17 protein-coding genes are annotated in these 15,480 nt (G+C 70.7%); 10 read left to right on the top strand and 7 right to left on the bottom strand.

Features of this window, described 5'->3' with window-relative positions; all coding sequences use genetic code 11:
• Positions 1 to 79 precede the first annotated feature (79 nt).
• Complete coding sequence (locus OHA64_RS30305) at positions 80 to 715, top strand: uridine kinase (RefSeq protein WP_405618374.1); 636 nt, start codon at positions 80 to 82, stop codon at positions 713 to 715.
• 237 nt (positions 716 to 952) lie between these two features.
• Here the strand turns inward: OHA64_RS30305 and OHA64_RS30300 are convergent, their stop codons facing one another.
• The gene (locus OHA64_RS30300; protein ID WP_405618371.1) at positions 953 to 1,696 is read right to left on the bottom strand and encodes a SigE family RNA polymerase sigma factor; all 744 of its coding nucleotides are present in this window, start codon (positions 1,694 to 1,696) and stop codon (positions 953 to 955) included.
• A gap of 254 nt (positions 1,697 to 1,950) precedes the next feature.
• Between OHA64_RS30300 and afsQ1 the strand changes: the two genes are divergently transcribed.
• The 5 genes from afsQ1 (at position 1,951) to OHA64_RS30275 (ending at position 5,760) form a co-directional block, all read left to right on the top strand.
• Positions 1,951 to 2,628, top strand: coding sequence for a two-component system response regulator AfsQ1 (gene afsQ1 / locus OHA64_RS30295; protein ID WP_030682803.1), 678 nt, complete (start codon positions 1,951 to 1,953; stop codon positions 2,626 to 2,628).
• Entirely contained in the window at positions 2,625 to 4,193 is a 1,569-nt protein-coding gene (locus tag OHA64_RS30290; protein WP_405618369.1) for an ATP-binding protein, read from the top strand. Before afsQ1 ends, OHA64_RS30290 begins: the two co-directional genes overlap by 4 nt.
• Positions 4,193 to 4,795 (top strand): hypothetical protein, encoded by a 603-nt coding sequence (locus tag OHA64_RS30285; RefSeq protein ID WP_405618367.1) that lies wholly within the window; start codon positions 4,193 to 4,195, stop codon positions 4,793 to 4,795. Before OHA64_RS30290 ends, OHA64_RS30285 begins: the two co-directional genes overlap by 1 nt.
• Positions 4,796 to 4,911: 116 nt before the next feature.
• Positions 4,912 to 5,463 carry a VanZ family protein gene (locus OHA64_RS30280; RefSeq protein ID WP_405618365.1) on the top strand — a complete coding sequence of 184 codons (552 nt, stop codon included), beginning with the start codon at positions 4,912 to 4,914 and terminating at the stop codon, positions 5,461 to 5,463.
• Positions 5,464 to 5,556: 93 nt separating this feature from the next.
• A complete protein-coding gene (locus tag OHA64_RS30275) occupies positions 5,557 to 5,760 on the top strand; it encodes a PspC domain-containing protein (RefSeq protein ID WP_405618363.1) in 204 nt (67 codons plus the stop codon).
• 73 nt (positions 5,761 to 5,833) lie between these two features.
• Here OHA64_RS30275 and OHA64_RS30270 read toward each other — a convergent pair whose 3' ends face one another.
• Positions 5,834 to 6,169: an ATP-binding protein gene (locus OHA64_RS30270; RefSeq protein WP_405618361.1), complete on the bottom strand. Its 336-nt coding sequence runs from the start codon at positions 6,167 to 6,169 to the stop codon at positions 5,834 to 5,836.
• A 138-nt stretch (positions 6,170 to 6,307) separates the two neighbouring features.
• A complete protein-coding gene (locus OHA64_RS30265) occupies positions 6,308 to 7,471 on the bottom strand; it encodes an adenosine deaminase (protein WP_405618359.1) in 1,164 nt (387 codons plus the stop codon).
• A 113-nt stretch (positions 7,472 to 7,584) separates the two neighbouring features.
• Here OHA64_RS30265 and OHA64_RS30260 point away from each other — a divergent pair, with 113 nt between their 5' ends.
• The gene (locus OHA64_RS30260; protein ID WP_405618357.1) at positions 7,585 to 8,343 is read left to right on the top strand and encodes an alpha/beta hydrolase; all 759 of its coding nucleotides are present in this window, start codon (positions 7,585 to 7,587) and stop codon (positions 8,341 to 8,343) included.
• Positions 8,344 to 8,437: 94 nt separating this feature from the next.
• Here the strand turns inward: OHA64_RS30260 and OHA64_RS30255 are convergent, their stop codons facing one another.
• Positions 8,438 to 9,400, bottom strand: coding sequence for a LysR substrate-binding domain-containing protein (locus tag OHA64_RS30255; RefSeq protein ID WP_405618355.1), 963 nt, complete (start codon positions 9,398 to 9,400; stop codon positions 8,438 to 8,440).
• A gap of 62 nt (positions 9,401 to 9,462) precedes the next feature.
• Here OHA64_RS30255 and OHA64_RS30250 point away from each other — a divergent pair, with 62 nt between their 5' ends.
• Both OHA64_RS30250 and OHA64_RS30245 read left to right on the top strand, forming a co-directional pair.
• Complete coding sequence (locus tag OHA64_RS30250; RefSeq protein ID WP_405618353.1) at positions 9,463 to 10,740, top strand: MFS transporter; 1,278 nt, start codon at positions 9,463 to 9,465, stop codon at positions 10,738 to 10,740.
• A 430-nt stretch (positions 10,741 to 11,170) separates the two neighbouring features.
• Complete coding sequence (locus OHA64_RS30245) at positions 11,171 to 12,181, top strand: sigma-70 family RNA polymerase sigma factor (RefSeq protein ID WP_405618351.1); 1,011 nt, start codon at positions 11,171 to 11,173, stop codon at positions 12,179 to 12,181.
• Here the strand turns inward: OHA64_RS30245 and OHA64_RS30240 are convergent.
• Positions 12,065 to 12,451 carry an STAS domain-containing protein gene (locus OHA64_RS30240; RefSeq protein ID WP_405618348.1) on the bottom strand — a complete coding sequence of 129 codons (387 nt, stop codon included), beginning with the start codon at positions 12,449 to 12,451 and terminating at the stop codon, positions 12,065 to 12,067. The two genes, OHA64_RS30245 and OHA64_RS30240, sit on opposite strands and share 117 nt — an antisense overlap.
• Before the next feature lie 152 nt (positions 12,452 to 12,603).
• Between OHA64_RS30240 and OHA64_RS30235 the strand changes: the two genes are divergently transcribed.
• Positions 12,604 to 13,527 (top strand): AEC family transporter, encoded by a 924-nt coding sequence (locus OHA64_RS30235; RefSeq protein ID WP_405618346.1) that lies wholly within the window; start codon positions 12,604 to 12,606, stop codon positions 13,525 to 13,527.
• A gap of 1 nt (position 13,528) precedes the next feature.
• Here OHA64_RS30235 and OHA64_RS30230 read toward each other — a convergent pair whose 3' ends face one another.
• Both OHA64_RS30230 and OHA64_RS30225 read right to left on the bottom strand, forming a co-directional pair.
• Entirely contained in the window at positions 13,529 to 14,119 is a 591-nt protein-coding gene (locus OHA64_RS30230) for a Uma2 family endonuclease (protein WP_405618344.1), read from the bottom strand.
• Between the two features lie 76 nt (positions 14,120 to 14,195).
• Positions 14,196 to 15,473, bottom strand: a complete 1,278-nt coding sequence (locus OHA64_RS30225; RefSeq protein ID WP_405624177.1) for a thymidine phosphorylase — start codon at positions 15,471 to 15,473, stop codon at positions 14,196 to 14,198.
• Positions 15,474 to 15,480: the final 7 nt, after the last annotated feature.

Genomic DNA, 15,480 nt, shown 5'->3' with positions numbered 1-15,480 from the left:
GTAGTTGACGTGTGACGCGCGCTTCAAAGCCGGCCCGTGGGGTCGGCAGGGCGTACGGAATGCGTCAAACTGGTGTCCCGTGAGCATCCTTCCCCCGCCATCCGCCCGTGTCGTGCTGCTCTGCGGCCCTTCGGGCTCGGGCAAGTCCCTGGTCGGCGCCCGTTCCGGGCTTCCCGTGCTGCGCCTCGACGACTTCTACAAGGAGGGCGCGGACCCCACGCTGCCCCTGGTGACCGGAAGCTCCGACATCGACTGGGACCACCCGGACTCGTGGGACTCGGACACCGCGATCGCCGCGATCCTGGACCTGTGCCGCACCGGCCGTACCAAGGTCCCCGTCTACGACATCTCCTTGAGCGCCCGCACCGGCGAGGAGTCCGTCGACGTGGGGCGGACCCCGCTGTTCATAGCGGAGGGCATCTTCGCCGCCGAGATCATCACGCGCTGCCGTGAACTCGGCGTGCTGGCCGACGCGTTGTGTCTGAGCCGCGGCCCGGTCCGCACGTTCCGCCGCCGCTTCCTGCGCGATCTGAAGGAGGGCCGGAAGTCCGTGCCGTTCCTGCTGCGTCGCGGCTGGCGGCTGATGCGCGCCGAACGCTCCATCGTGGCCCGCCAGACGACCCTGGGCGCATACGCCTGCGACCGGGACGAGGCCCTCGGCCGCCTCGCCGCCGCCGCTGTGGGACGCCGCCCGGCAGCCGCTCCGGCGAGCTGAGAGAGTCCAGCTGAGAGAGCACGGCCCCCTTCTGCGTCCCAGGCCGGAAAAACCGCAGGCCGGAAAACCATGGAGAGGCCACGCGCCCCCGACGCCCACACGAAAGCGGGACTGGATGGACCCCCCGGCCCTCCAGTCCCGCTCGTGTGCTCCCCCGTGCTTCCCCCGTTGGTCCCCCGTGACCCCCGTTGGTTCCCCCCTTTTACCGCTCCCCCGTTACTTGCTCCCCCCGGACCTTCAGGCGACGAGCTCCCCGAAGGCGTTCTCCTCGTCACGGCCGAAGCTGAGGACCTCGTCCTCGCGCAGCCGGCGGAGCGACCGCCAGATGCTGGACTTCACCGTGCCGACACTGATGTCGAGGATCTCCGCGATCTCCGGGTCCGTGCGGCCCTCGTAGTAACGAAGGACCAGCATGGTGCGCTGGAGTTCGGGCAGCCGGGCCAGCGCCTGCCACAGGACCGCGCGCAGTTCGGTGCCGCGCATCGCGTCCGTGTCGCCGGGCGTCTCCGGCAGTTCCTCGGTCGGGTACTCGTTCAGCTTGCGGCGGCGCCACGCGCTGATGTGCAGGTTGGTCATGGTGCGGCGGAGGTATCCACCGACGGCCGCCTTGTCACTGATCCGGTCCCACGCCCGGTACGTCGAGAACAGTGCGCTCTGCAGCAGGTCCTCGGCCTCGAAGCGGTCACCGGTCAGGTGGTAGGCGGTTGCGTACAGGGAGGCGCGGCGCTCCTGGACGTAGGCGGTGAACTCCACCTCCGACAGCGAACGACGCTCCCCCGAGTCCTCCCCGTACGCGGCTCCCCCGTGAGCTTCCCCCGTGTGAGCGTCAACCACCGACATGTACGTGGTGTGCTGACGCCCGGTGCCGCGAGCGCACCCCCGCCCGCTCACGGCACCAGACTTCTCGAAACCCCGGCCCCCGTTCACGTCGTGCAGACGCGTGATCACCGCGCTGGTGCTGTTGCCATACAGCGTGTTCATCTCGCGCCCCCCGTCGTGGACTTCCGGTGTTTCGCCCTGCTTCCTTGCCTGTGCCGAGAACTTTGCCGGGGCCACTTCATGGCCGTGTCCGCCGACTGTCACAGAGCTGTCACAGGGGCCCCCTCGGATGTCGCTCCCAGACGTGGCACAGGGCCCGCACAGACAGGAGCGCTACCGGCCCGTACAGATACCGCCGGCGGCCCATGTGGGGACAGGTGTCGCAGCCCCACCCCGCCATGGGCCAGAATGAGCCCGTGCCTTCCCTGTTGCTGATCGAGGACGACGACGCCATCCGTACGGCCCTGGAGCTGTCTCTTACGCGCCAGGGTCACCGGGTTGCCACCGCTGCCACCGGCGAGGACGGCCTGAAGCTGCTGCGGGAGCAGCGGCCCGACCTGATCGTGCTGGACGTGATGCTGCCCGGTATCGACGGGTTCGAGGTGTGCCGGCGCATCCGGCGCACGGACCAGCTGCCGATCATCCTGCTGACCGCGCGCAGCGACGACATCGACGTGGTCGTCGGACTGGAGTCCGGCGCCGACGACTATGTGGTCAAGCCGGTGCAGGGGCGGGTGCTGGACGCCCGGATCCGGGCCGTGCTGCGGCGCGGGGAGCGGGAGGCGAACGACGCGGCGTCGTTCGGTTCGCTCGTCATCGACCGCGCGGCCATGACCGTGACGAAGAACGGCGAGGACCTCCAGCTCACCCCGACCGAGCTCCGTCTGCTGCTCGAACTGAGCCGGCGGCCGGGCCAGGCGCTGTCCCGGCAGCAGTTGCTGCGGCTGGTGTGGGAACACGACTACCTGGGCGACTCACGGCTGGTGGACGCCTGTGTGCAGCGACTGCGGGCCAAGGTCGAGGACGTGCCGTCGTCGCCGACGCTGATCCGTACGGTCCGTGGTGTCGGCTACCGGCTGGACACTCCTCAGTGACCCAAGCGCACGGGGGGATCCGCGGCTGGGCCGCGGATCGCAAGGGAATGTGGTCGCGGCTGCGGCTCACCAGTCTGCGGCTCCGGCTGGTGGTCGTGTTCGGGCTGGTGGCACTGACCGCCGCGGTGTCCGCGTCCGGAATCGCGTACTGGCTCAACCGTGAGGCGGTGCTCACACGCACCCAGGACGCGGTGCTGCGCGACTTCGAACAGGAGATGCAGAACCGGGCGGGCGCGCTGCCCGAGAACCCCTCACAGGACGAACTGCAGCACACCGCCGGCCAGATGGCCAACAGCAGCCAGCGCTTCAGCGTGGTGCTGGTCGCCGCGGACGCGAGCGGCAAGACCGTGTACGGCAACTCCGGTGCCCTGAACGGCTTCACGGTGCAGGACGTGCCGTCGTCGCTGCGCGCGGCGGTGAGCAGGCGGCAGCCGGTCACCGCCGCCAACAAGTACCCGTACCACCTCTACTGGCAGCGGGTGACCATGAACGGGTCCCCCTGTCTGGTGGCCGGCACGAAGGTGATCGGCGGCGGGCCGACCGGTTACATGCTCAAGTCGCTGGAGCCGGAGGCGAAGGACCTCAACTCGCTGGCCTGGTCGCTCGGTATCGCCACCGGACTCGGGCTGGTCGGCTCCGCGCTGCTCGCACAGGCCGCCGCGACGACCGTGCTGAAGCCGGTGCAGCGGCTCGGGGTGGCCGCGCGCCGGCTCGGCGAGGGGAAGCTGGACACCCGGCTGCGGGTGTCGGGGACGGACGAACTCGCGGATCTCTCCCGGACGTTCAACAACGCCGCCGAGGCGCTGGAGAAACGGGTGGCCGACATGGCCGCGCGCGACGACGCCTCCCGCCGGTTCGTGGCCGACATGTCCCATGAACTCCGGACTCCGCTGACGGCCATCACCGCCGTGACGGAGGTGCTGGAGGACGAGCTGGAGATGGGGTCCGGCAGCGTCGATCCGATGATCGAGCCCGCCGTACGGCTCGTCGTGAGCGAGACGCGGCGGCTGAACGACCTGGTCGAGAACCTCATGGAGGTCACCCGGTTCGACGCGGGCACCGCGCGGCTGGTGGTGGACGACGTGGATGTCGTCGACCAGATCACCGCGTGCATCGACGCCCGGGCCTGGCTGGACGCGGTGGATCTGGACGCCGAGCGCGGCATCCACGCCCGGCTCGACCCGCGCCGCCTGGACGTGATCATGGCCAACCTCATCGGCAACGCGCTCAAGCACGGGGGTTCGCCGGTGCGGGTCGCGGTGCGGGGCACCGCCGAGGCGGTGGTCATCGAGGTCCGGGACCACGGGCCCGGCATCCCCGAGGACGTCCTGCCGCACGTCTTCGACCGCTTCTACAAGGCGAGCGCCTCCCGGCCTCGTTCCGAGGGCAGCGGCCTGGGCCTGTCGATCGCCCTGGAGAACGCGCACATCCACGGCGGTGAGATCACCGCCGCCAACTCCGCCGAGGGCGGCGCGGTGTTCACGCTGCGGCTGCCGCAGGACTCGGCGCCGCTCACGGAGGACCCCGACGACGGCGACGGCGAGAAGGCCGAGGGGGACGCCTGATGAACGTACGCCGAGCGCTGGCGCTCCCGGTGCTGGCCGCGCTGCTCACCGGGTGCGGGATCCGGGCCACCGAGGTGCCGACCGAGTTCGGGCCCGCGCCCTCCCGGGTGCGGTGTTCGCTCGCCGAGCCGGACGTCTCGACGCAGGCCTCGCGCGGGCTGCCGGTGCAGGCGTTCCTGCTGTGCGGTTCGTCGCTGGTGGCCGTCGACCGCACGCTGCGCGTCGCGGACGGCACGGCGGACAACGAGCGACGGATGCTGGTCGCGCAGGGGCTGCTGGACGAACTCGCCGCGACTCCGTCGGCCGCGGAGAAGGAGGCCGGGTACACCACCGACGTACGCGGCGGCATGACGGTGCGGGGCCCGAGGCCCGGGGACCCGGCGGACGCGCTCAGGCTGAGCAGTCGGCCCGGGGACCTCACCTCGTACGCCCTGGCCCAGGTGGTCTGCACGTTCTCCGACTCGGCAGCGGCGGAGGGAGACGGCTCGGTCGTCCTCGGGGGCCCGAACACCGACCCGCTGCGCCGCTACGCGTGCACGGACGAGGTCCGTAGCCGCCCCGGCAGTAACCAGCCGCCGTCGAGCGAGGTGGCCGAAGGCTGACGCGGGCGCGTCGCCGGGGCGAACCACGCCCCGCGCACGGGGTGTGGCGCATGCCTCATCCACGTACCCGTGGGTATCCCGGAACCGATCGTGCCGGAGGCCGCGTCTTGGGATGCGTGCAGCGTGAAGGCTCCATCGGCGGCAGCGCCGCGATCAGCGTCCGTGTGGCAGGGGGTGTCGTCCTTGTCGCACACCTCGCGTTCGTCGCCTGGTTCGCGCTCCGTCCGCTGGACGTTCCCTGGGTGATGCCCGCCAATTTCCATCCGCTGGCCAGCATCCGATCCGATCTGGCCCTGGGCTGGCAGGAGGCGACCCGGCGCATCGTGGGCGGGCTCGGGCTGCTGGCCCCGCTGGGTGTGCTGTTCCCCCTGGTCCACGGCAGGCTCACCGTCTCGCCGCTCGCCTCCCTGCTGCGTACGACCGCTGCCGGCGCCCTGATCTCGCTCGGCATCGAGCTGCTGCAGACCGGGGTGCCCGGGCAGCGCGTGGACATCGACTCGCTGCTCCTGAACACGGCGGGCGTGACGCTCACGCACGCGCTCCTGGTACCGGCGACCCGCTCCTGGCTCCGTCGCAGGAACGAGCGCGCCCACCGGCACTCCGTCCGCCAGGAGGACCCCGCTCAGGGTCTGACCCCGACGATTCCCAGGGTCGGGATCGCACCATAGAGCGATGTTTCGTCCCCTTCGTGTGCGTAGCTTTGAAGTCAGACGAGGCGGTCACCCGGACAGCCTCCGACAGACGCTCACGAAGGAGCCGCAATGTCCCGCCTCGCCCGCCCCACCAACGGCCGCATGATCGGCGGAGTGTGTGCCGCGCTGGCACGGCGCTTCGGCACCTCCGCGACGACGATGCGCGTCATCTTCGTGGTCTCCTGCCTGCTGCCGGGCCCGCAGTTCCTGCTCTACATCGCGCTGTGGATCCTGTTCCCCTCGGAGGGGAAGGTCGCGAGCACCGCCTGGTGACCACGCGTACGCCGGTGGGGCGCACCCCCTGTCCGAGGGTGCGCCCCACCGGCGCGTGCGTATGCGGCGCGGATCAGCCCAGCGAGATGTTGTTCAGGCCGGCGGGCAGGCCCTTGCCGGCAGCCAGACCGCCGATCAGGCCGGTGACCTTGTCGGCGGGGCCGTCGGCGAGCGCCTTCTCGGCGACCGGCTGCGCCGCGGGGAGCGCCGACTGCGCCTGGCCCAGCGCCTCACCGGCACCCGGCAGCGACTTGGTGACGTTCTCGGCCGGCAGGGTCCGGGAGACACCGTTCAGCGCCTGAGCGGCGTCCGGGACGACCGGGGCGGCGCTGGCGGCACCAGCGGCGGTGACGGCGAAGGCGGCACCGAGAGCGGCGACACCGAGGGTCTTGACAGCAGACTGCTTCATGAAATGCGTCCTCGACATGGAGTTACGGGGAAGTGGGCGGTTCATGACCGTAAACATGCCGAGGCGCCCGCCGCAAACATCGAAACGCGAAGAATGGCGAATGCCCGCCCGCGTTCCGCACTGTCGAATTCCGTCGGATCAGTCCTCCGAGTCCACAGAACCGCTGGTAGACGCGGTCTGTTGGAACAGCCATTCGGACTTCAACTCGGCATATCCGGGCTTGATGACGTCATTGATCATCGCGAGTCGTTCATCGAAAGGAATGAATGCTGATTTCATCGCATTGACGGAGAACCACTGCATGTCGTCGAGCGTGTACCCGAACACCTCGACAAGGTGCTCGAATTCTCGGCTCATGCTGGTGCCGGACATCAATCGGTTGTCCGTGTTCACGGTGGCCCGGAAGTGCAGCCGGCGCAGCAGCCCGATCGGGTGCTCGGCGTACGAGGCCGCGGCCCCCGTCTGGAGGTTGGAGCTGGGGCACAGCTCCAACGGGATCCGCTTGTCCCGCACGTACGAGGCGAGCCGCCCGAGCTTGACCGTGCCGTCCTCGTGGACCTGGATGTCGTCGATGATGCGCACCCCGTGGCCGAGCCGGTCGGCGCCGCACCACTGGAGGGCCTGCCAGATGGACGGCAGCCCGAAGGCCTCTCCGGCGTGGATGGTGAAGTGGTTGTTCTCCCGCTTGAGGTACTCGAAGGCGTCGAGGTGCCGGGTGGGCGGGTAACCCGCCTCCGCGCCCGCGATGTCGAAGCCGACGACGCCCAGGTCGCGGTACCGGTTGGCGAGCTCGGCGATCTCCAGGGCGCGGGCCGCGTGCCGCATCGCGGTGAGCAGGGCGCCGACCCGGATCCGGTGGCCGTTCGCACGGGCCAGCCGCTCCCCTTCCCGGAAGCCCTCGTTGACGGCCTCGACGACCTCTTCGAGGCTGAGCCCGCCGTCGAGGTGCTGCTCGGGGGCGTAGCGCACCTCGGCGTAGACGACCCCGTCCTCGGCGAGGTCCTCGGCGCACTCGGCGGCGACCCGGACCAGCGCGTCCCGGGTCTGCATCACGCCGACGGTGTGCGAGAAGGTCTCCAAGTACCGTTCCAGGGAACCGGAGTCGGCGGCCTCGCGGAACCAGACGCCGAGCTTGTCCGGGTCGGTCTCGGGGAGATGGGAGTACCCGGATTCCCGGGCGAGGTCGACCATGGTGCCGGGGCGCAGCCCGCCGTCGAGATGGTCGTGCAGCAGAACCTTGGGCGCTCGGCGGATCTGGTCCGAGCTCGGGGTGTTCCCCATCCGGTCAGTCTGGCTCGTCATTTCCGCACTCTAACTCCTACGCGCGTAGATCACCCGGTTTACGAATCCGTCGATACGTAACGGTGACCGCACGGCCCCGTGTCGTACACCCACGCTTCTGACACTGTTCTGTCATGGGACAGCAAGCGACACCGGTTCGCACGGCCCGCCTGGGGCGGGCGCTCGGTCCGGAGCCGACAGCCGTGAGTGGAGTGGTGCTGCTGCTCCCCGGAGGTGACGAGGTCTCCCGCCGCAGACCGTCCGCCATGGTGGCAGCCGCGTCCGTACGCACCCTGGGCCGCCGGATCTCCCGCGCGGGACGCGTCGCGGGACTGGCGACCCACGTGGTCCACTACCGCTATCGCGGCTGGAACGGCAGCGCGGCACATCTGGCACAGGACGCGAGCTGGGCGACCGATGAGGCCGTACGACGGTACGGCGACGTCCCCGTGTGCCTCGCCGGATTCGACATGGGCGGCCGGGCGGCTCTGCACGCAGGCGGGCACGAGGCCGTCAACTCCGTGGTGGCACTGGCCCCTTGGCTGCCGGAGGAGGACGTGGCCGCGTCCCCCGAGCCGGTGCGGCAGCTGGCCGGGCGGCGGGTGCTGATCGTGCACGGCACGAACGACGCGCGTACGGATCCGGAGTTGTCGTTCCGGCTGGCGGCGCGGGCGAAGAAGGCGAACCGTGAGGTGTGCCGGTTCGAAGTGCACTCCGACGGACACGGGTTGCATCAGCATCGGGACGAAGTGCACGCGCTGACCGAGGACTTCGTGATGGGGGCGTTGTTCGGGAGGGCGTTGTCGCGGCCGGTGCAGGACGCGCTCGCGGCTCCGCCTCCGCTGGGACTTCGGATGCCGCTCGCCTCCGGCTTCGGGCAGGCCAGGCGGTAGGTCCGGGGACCTTGCGGGGTGTTCGGGGTACGGCTTGTAGCGGGCTGGTCGCGCCCGCGCGGCGGAGCCGTACAGCGATACGGCCCCGCACCCCTCAGGTCGGCAGCAGGTTGCCTCGTTTGGAGAGCAGGAACTTTTTGAAGGCTGCTACCGGAGGTGTGTCCGGGTGGCCGTCGAGCCAGGCCACGCCGATCTCGCGAGCGGCCCGCGGAGCGGTGACCGTCAGTTCCACAACTCCCGGGCGAGGGAAGACGGGTGGGGGCAGGAGGGCCACCCCCAGGCCCGCTGCCACCAGGCCCCTGAGGGTTTCGGCCTCCTCGCCCTCGAAGGCGATACGGGGCCGGAAACCGGCTTCCTGACACAGGTCGTCGGTGATGCGGCGGAGGCCGTAGCCGGGTTCCAGGGTGACGAACGTTTCGTCGGCGGCCTCCGCGAGCCGGATCCGGCGGCGGGCGGCGAGGCGGTGGTCGGCCGGAACGACCAGGCGGAGCTTCTGTTCGTCGAGGCGGAGGGCGACCAGGTCGGGGGCGTCCGGGACGGGGGAGGTCAGACAGAGGTCCAGTTCGCCCGCGCGCAGGCGCTCGATCATCGCCTCGCCGTAGTTCTGGACGAGGCTGAAGCGGACCCGGGGGTGATCGGCGCGGAAGGCGTGCAGGAGGCCCGGGACGGTCTCGGCGCCCATGGTGTGCAGGAAGCCGAAGGCGACCTTGCCGGTGGCCGGGTCGGCGTCGGCACGGACCTCCTCGACGGCGCGCTCGATCTCGGCGAGAGCACGCTCGACGGAGGTGAGAAAGGTGCGGCCGGCCGGGGTGAGGGAGACGGTGCGGCCGTGGCGGGCGAACAGATCGACGCCCAGGTCCTGTTCGAGCCGGACCATCGCCCGGGACAGGGTCGACTGCGGGACCTGCATCTCCTGGGCGGCACGGGTGACGTGCTCGGTACGGGCGACACCGGCGAAGTGGGCGAGGCGGGGAGCGAGCAGCCTCGACATGTCCGCCATGTCTTCTGTGTCACTGGACGGTGACAGACGCTCCTGTGACCTCTGCTGATGCACCATGGGAACGATTATGACGATTCCATGCATTGGACGGATGACCGGGGCGTACGTAACTTCGAAGCATGTCTCCCGCCAGTACCGGGGCGTCCACCGTCGTGGCCGCCGCACCCTCTGCTCCTGTCGTCGACGACTCCCGGATGGCCCCGGGCGGCCCCGGCTACCGCCGGATGAGCTTCGCCCTCTTCCTCGCCGGTGTCGCGACGTTCGCCCTTCTCTACTCCACCCAGGCGCTGCTGCCGCTGATCTCCGGCGAGTTCGGGGTGGCGGCGAGCGAGGCGAGCTGGACGGTGGCGGCCGCGACCGGCGGGCTGGCGGTGTTCGTCCTGCCGATGAGCGCCCTGTCGGAGCGTTTCGGACGCCGTACGGTGATGACGGCCTCGCTGGCGGTCGCGGTGACCGTCGGGCTGCTGGTGCCCTTCGCGCCGTCGCTGACCGCGCTGGTGGTGCTGCGGGCCGTCCAGGGCGCGGCGCTGGCCGGACTGCCCGCCTCCGCGACGGCATACCTCGCGGAGGAGGTCACGCCGAAGGCGCTGGTCACCGCGATCGGTCTGTTCGTCGCCGGCAACAGCGTCGGCGGGATGAGCGGCCGGGTCATCACCGGCTGGGTCGCGCAGGAGTGGGGCTGGCGGGTCGCGGTCGGTGTGATCGGCGCGATCGCCGTGGCCTGCGCGGTGGCCTTCCGGGTGCTGCTGCCCACGCCGAAGCACTTCGCGGCGGGCTCGCTGCGACCGCGGGTGCTGGCCCGCACGGTCCGCGACCACCTGTCCAACCCGCTGCTGCGCCGCCTGTACGCGATCGGCGCGCTGTTCATGACGGTGTTCGGCGGTGTGTACACGGTCATCGGCTACCGCCTGACCGAGGCCCCCTTCGGCCTCCCCCAGGGCATCGTCGGCTCGATCTTCCTGGTCTACCTGGTGGGCACGGTGTCCGCGTCGACGGCCGGCCGGCTGGTGGGCCGCCTGGGCCGCCGGGGGGCGCTGTACGCGGCGGGCGGTACGACGGCGACGGGCCTGCTGCTGTCCCTGGCCGACTCCCTTCCCCTCGTCCTCCTCGGGCTGGTCCTGATCACCGGGGGTTTCTTCGCGGGGCACGCGGTCGCCTCCTCGGCCGTCAGCAAGACGGCGACCCGGGGGCGGGCGCAGGCGTCGGCGCTGTATCAGTCGGCGTACTACATCGGCTCCAGCGCGGGCAGCACGGTGGGTGCGCTGGCGTTCCACGCGGGCGGCTGGTCCGGGACGGTGACCGTCGGTCTGCTGGCGGTGCTGGGCGTCGTGACGATCACGGTGTTCGGTACGCGGGCGGCACGGGTCGCCGCGCGGCGGGAGCCAGTGGCGGCGTAGGGTCGCCCGCCCCCTGACGCCGCCGCCCACGGCACCGCACCTAACATATGACCTGCACTTTTCCCCGCTCGCCGGGCCGTTGTCAGACCCCTGCGTTGACGCCCTCTCCTGCCCGAGGGCAGAAGATTCCGGTCCGTACCGCTACGCGGTACCACCATGGGTTCCTGTTTCACAGGCCACCGCCGACCGGTGAGGGTCGGTCTTACACGGCCTCCGCAGGCCTGACTTCCCGCCCGTCCGGCGGTAGGTCCCACAACTCCGTTGTCGGACAAGGCGATCTTAGCCATGCCGCTGCGCCCTCGGGGCCACTACGGGCAGAAAGTCCCACACCTCCACCCTGAAAAGTGGAGCACTGGGCAAGTGTTCGGTAGCTTCCAAGTGCTGGGCGCAATGGCGCGCGGAGTGGAACGGCCCCAGGGGTGGGTGGACGATGAGCGACACAATGACGACGGACCTCGACGTCAGGCTGGAAAAACACCGGACCGAGCTCACCGGGTACTGCTATCGCATGCTCGGCTCCTCCTTCGAGGCCGAGGACGCGGTGCAGGACACCATGGTCCGGGCATGGCGCAGCTACGAGAAGTTCGAGGGCCGCTCCAGCCTCCGCTCCTGGCTCTACCGCATCGCGACGAACGTGTGCCTGGACATGCTGACCGCCGGCAACAAGCGCGCCCGGCCGATGGACCTCACCGAGTCCACTCCCCTGGCCCAGGCCGCCCTCTCCCCCCGCCCGGACCACACCTGGCTGGAGCCCATGCCGGACGCGCGCGTGCTGCCCACGACCGAGGACCCTGCGGAGCGGGCCATCGCCAAGGAGTCGGTGCGACTCGCCTTCATGGCGGCCCTGCAACAGCTTCCGCCCAAGCAGCGCGCGGTGCTGATCCTGCGCGAGGTGCTGGCCTGGAAGGCGAGCGAGGTCGCGGAGCTGCTGGGTACGTCGGTCGCGTCGGTCAACAGCGCGCTGCAGCGGGCCCGCGCGACCCTCGCGGAGCGGGAGGAACACGGCGCCGACGCGTCCGTGTCCGACCCACTGGACGAGGAACAGCAAAAGCTCCTGGACCGCTATGTGGCGGCGTTCGAGGGCTACGACATGACGGCGCTGACGGCTCTGCTGCACGAGGACGCCATCATGACGATGCCGCCGTTCGACCTGTGGCTCACCGGCCACGACGACATCACGGGCTTCATGACGACGCTCGGCGCCCCCTGCGCGGGCTCCCGCCTGCTGCCGGTCCAGGTCAACGGCCTGCCCGGGTTCGCCCAGTACAAGCCGGATCCGGAGAAGGGCGGCTTCCTTCCTTGGGCTGTCCAGGTGCTCGAGATCTCAGACGGCCGGATCACCGGGTTCCACTGCTTCCTCGACACCCAGCGCTGGTTCCCGCTGTTCGGGCTGCCCCTCCACCTCGAAGCGGAGGCCGACCAGGTCGAGGAGGGCGTGTAGCGCGGGGGCTGGGTCGCGCAGCCTGATCCGGCCCCCGGCCCGTCTTGCGGCGAGCTCAAGGCGCGCCAGCAGGTCGACGGCTTCGAGCCCCGGCGGTCCCAGCCCCGCGACATCGCACACCACCGCTCCGGTGCCGGTGGCGTCCAGCAGCCTCCGCACGTCGTCGCACAACCCGGTCACCTCGTCGCGGGTGACGGGGCCGACCAGCGTGAGTACAGCGGGTGTCATGGCGTCCACGATCGGTAGACCGGGCAGGCGGGCGTAACTCATCGCGGCCCGCGACCTCGGCTGCGGCGGCGGACTGCCCACCGACCGAGATCACATTGACCTGCGGCTCTCCTTCCCCGGAAGGTTGGCTGTATGTTCCACGCATCAGCACCGCCCTGGATACCGCACGCTCTGAGCACCGTTGCGGAGGTCCCGTGCAGGGGGTGCTGACCGGGTTCGCGGTCATCGCGGTGGTGATCGGGGTCGGCTATCTCATCGGGCGGGGCGGCCATCTCGGTGCGCACGGCCGCGAGGTACTGAGCAAGCTGGCCTTCCACGTGGCGTCCCCGGCCCTGCTGTTCACCACGCTCGCCCGGGCCGACCTGTCGGTGATCTTCTCCAGCCGGCTGCTGGTGACCGCGCTGAGCACCGCGGCGGCGGCGGGGGTGTTCGTCGCGGTGGGTGTCGTACGCGGCTGGGGTGTGGGCCGTACGACGATCGGCGCGCTGTGCTCCAGCTACGTCAACTCGGGCAACCTCGGCATCCCGATCGCCGTGTACGTCCTGGGCGATGCCTCGCTGGTGGCGCCGGTGCTGCTGTTCCAGTTGCTGCTGGTCACGCCGGTCGCCCTGACGATCCTGGACCTGTCGGGCAGGGACGGCGAGCAGGGCCCTCTGTGGCAACGGCTGCTCACCCCCTTGCGCAACCCGATCGCGCTGGGCTCACTGGCCGGGGTCGCGGTCTCGGCGTCCGGCCTGCGCGTGCCGGCGGCCGTCATGGACCCCGTGACCCTGATCGGCAACATGTCCGTCCCGGCGGTCCTGCTCGCGTTCGGCATCTCCCTGTGCGGCAGCACGATGCCGGGCCGGGGCCCCGACCGGCACCTCGTGCTGCTGTCGGTCGCGCTGAAGTCGGTGGGCCAGCCGGCGGTGGCCTGGGCCCTGGCGGCGGGGGTGTTCGGTCTGCACGGGGCCCGACTCCTCGACGTGGTGGTGACGTCGGCCCTCCCGGCCGCGCAGAACCTCTTCACCTACGCGTCGCGCTACGGGGTGGGCGAGCGGTTGGCGCGCGACTCGATCCTGGTGTCGACGGTGTTGGCGGTGCCGGTGCTGGTGGTGGTCGCGGCGCTGCTCGGGTGACTCACGTCTCCGGGAACTCGCCGGTGTCGATGATGAGGTCGAAGGGCGCGGGAAGGGTGAGGAGTTCACCGAACTTGGCGACGCTCAGCGGGCGGTAGCCGCCGCCCTTCGGTTCGCCGTACAGCGTGCTGGTGGGGCCGCCGGGGGCGAGCGGGTCGATGAGGAGGTAGAGCGGGACACCGGCTTCGGCGTAACCGGCGGCCTTGTGGACCCGGTCGTTGCTCGCGGTGTGCCTCGACGTGATCTCCACGACGAGTTCGGCTTCACCGGCGGGGACGAAACTGTCGTCGCCCGTCCGCAGCTCCAGGCGCGGCACCACGGCGAGGTCCGGCACATAGAGGCCGAGCCGAGAGGGCGTGGCCAGGGCCAGCCGCTGGTAGACGCCCCAGTCCTGCGGAATCACCTCGTAGAGGCGCCGCGTCATGCGCTCGGGGATGGCGCGGTGTGCGGCGACGGACAGGGGTGTCACAATGACGAGCCCCTCGATGATCTCGACCTTGCAGCCCTTGGGGGCGTCCGTCTGCCCCCAGACCCAGACGAGTTCGTCCCACTCGCTGTCGGCCCTGATGTAGTCGCCGTCGATCACATCCACGTGGACAGCCGAACACGCCGAACGGGACCGGTGGCGGTCCACCGGTCCCGTTTCACCCGGACGAGGGGACTCCAGGTCAGGCGATGCGTTCCAGCACCACCGGCGAGGCCGAGAACTCCGTCCCCGCCGCCCCGATGTCGTACGAACCCTCCACCGCCTGGAGCGCGTACTCGAAGCGCTCGGGCGTGTCCGTGTGCAGGGTCAGCAGCGGCTGGCCCTCCGTCACCGTGTCGCCCGGCTTGGCGTGCATCTCCACGCCCGCGCCCGCCTGGACCGGGTCCTCCTTGCGGGCGCGGCCCGCGCCGAGGCGCCAGGCGGCGACGCCGATGTCGTAGGCGTCGAGGCGGGTCAGGACGCCCGAGGCGCCCGCCTTGATGACGTGCTGCTCGCGGGCCACCGGCAGCTCCGCGTCCGGGTCGCCGCCCTGGGCCGCGATCATGCGGCGCCACACGTCCATCGCGGAGCCGTCGGCCAGGGCCTTCGCCGGGTCGGCGTCCTTCACACCGGCCGCGTCCAGCATCTCGCGGGCCAGGGCCAGCGTCAGCTCGACCACGTCCGACGGGCCGCCGCCGGCCAGGACCTCCACGGACTCGCGGACCTCCAGCGCGTTGCCGGCGGTGAGGCCGAGCGGGGTCGACATGCCGGTGAGCAGCGCGACCGTCTTCACGCCGTGGTCCGTGCCCAGACCCACCATCGTCGAGGCCAGCTCGCGGGCGTCCTCGATGGTCTTCATGAAGGCGCCGGTACCGACCTTCACGTCCAGGACGAGCGAGCCCGTCCCCTCGGCGATCTTCTTCGACATGATCGACGACGCGATCAGGGGGATCGCCTCGACCGTTCCCGTCACGTCCCGCAGCGCGTACAGCTTCTTGTCGGCCGGGGCCAGGCCGTCGCCGGCCGCGCAGATCACCGCGCCGGAGCCGTCCAGCACGGACAGCATCTCCTCGTTGGACAGCAACGCCCGCCAGCCCGGGATCGACTCCAGCTTGTCGAGGGTGCCGCCGGTGTGGCCGAGGCCGCGGCCCGACAGCTGCGGGACCGCCGCGCCGCACGCGGCGACGAGGGGCGCCAGCGGGAGTGTGATCTTGTCGCCGACACCGCCCGTGGAGTGCTTGTCGGCCGTCGGGCGGGACAGGGAGGAGAAGTCCATGCGCTCGCCGGAGGCGATCATCGCGGCCGTCCAGCGGGCGATCTCCCGGCGGTTCATGCCGTTGAGCAGGATGGCCATCGCGAGCGCGGACATCTGCTCGTCGGCGACCTCCCCGCGGGTGTACGCGTCTATGACCCAGTCGATCTGCTCGTCACTGAGCTCACCGCGGTCCCGCTTGGTGCGGATGACGGAGATGACGTCCATCGACAAC

The organism is Streptomyces sp. NBC_00076 (assembly GCF_045041235.1).
GTDB lineage: Bacteria > Actinomycetota > Actinomycetes > Streptomycetales > Streptomycetaceae > Streptomyces.
Note: the sequence above shows the minus strand (reverse complement) of the source record. Positions and strands in the feature narration are given on the sequence as shown.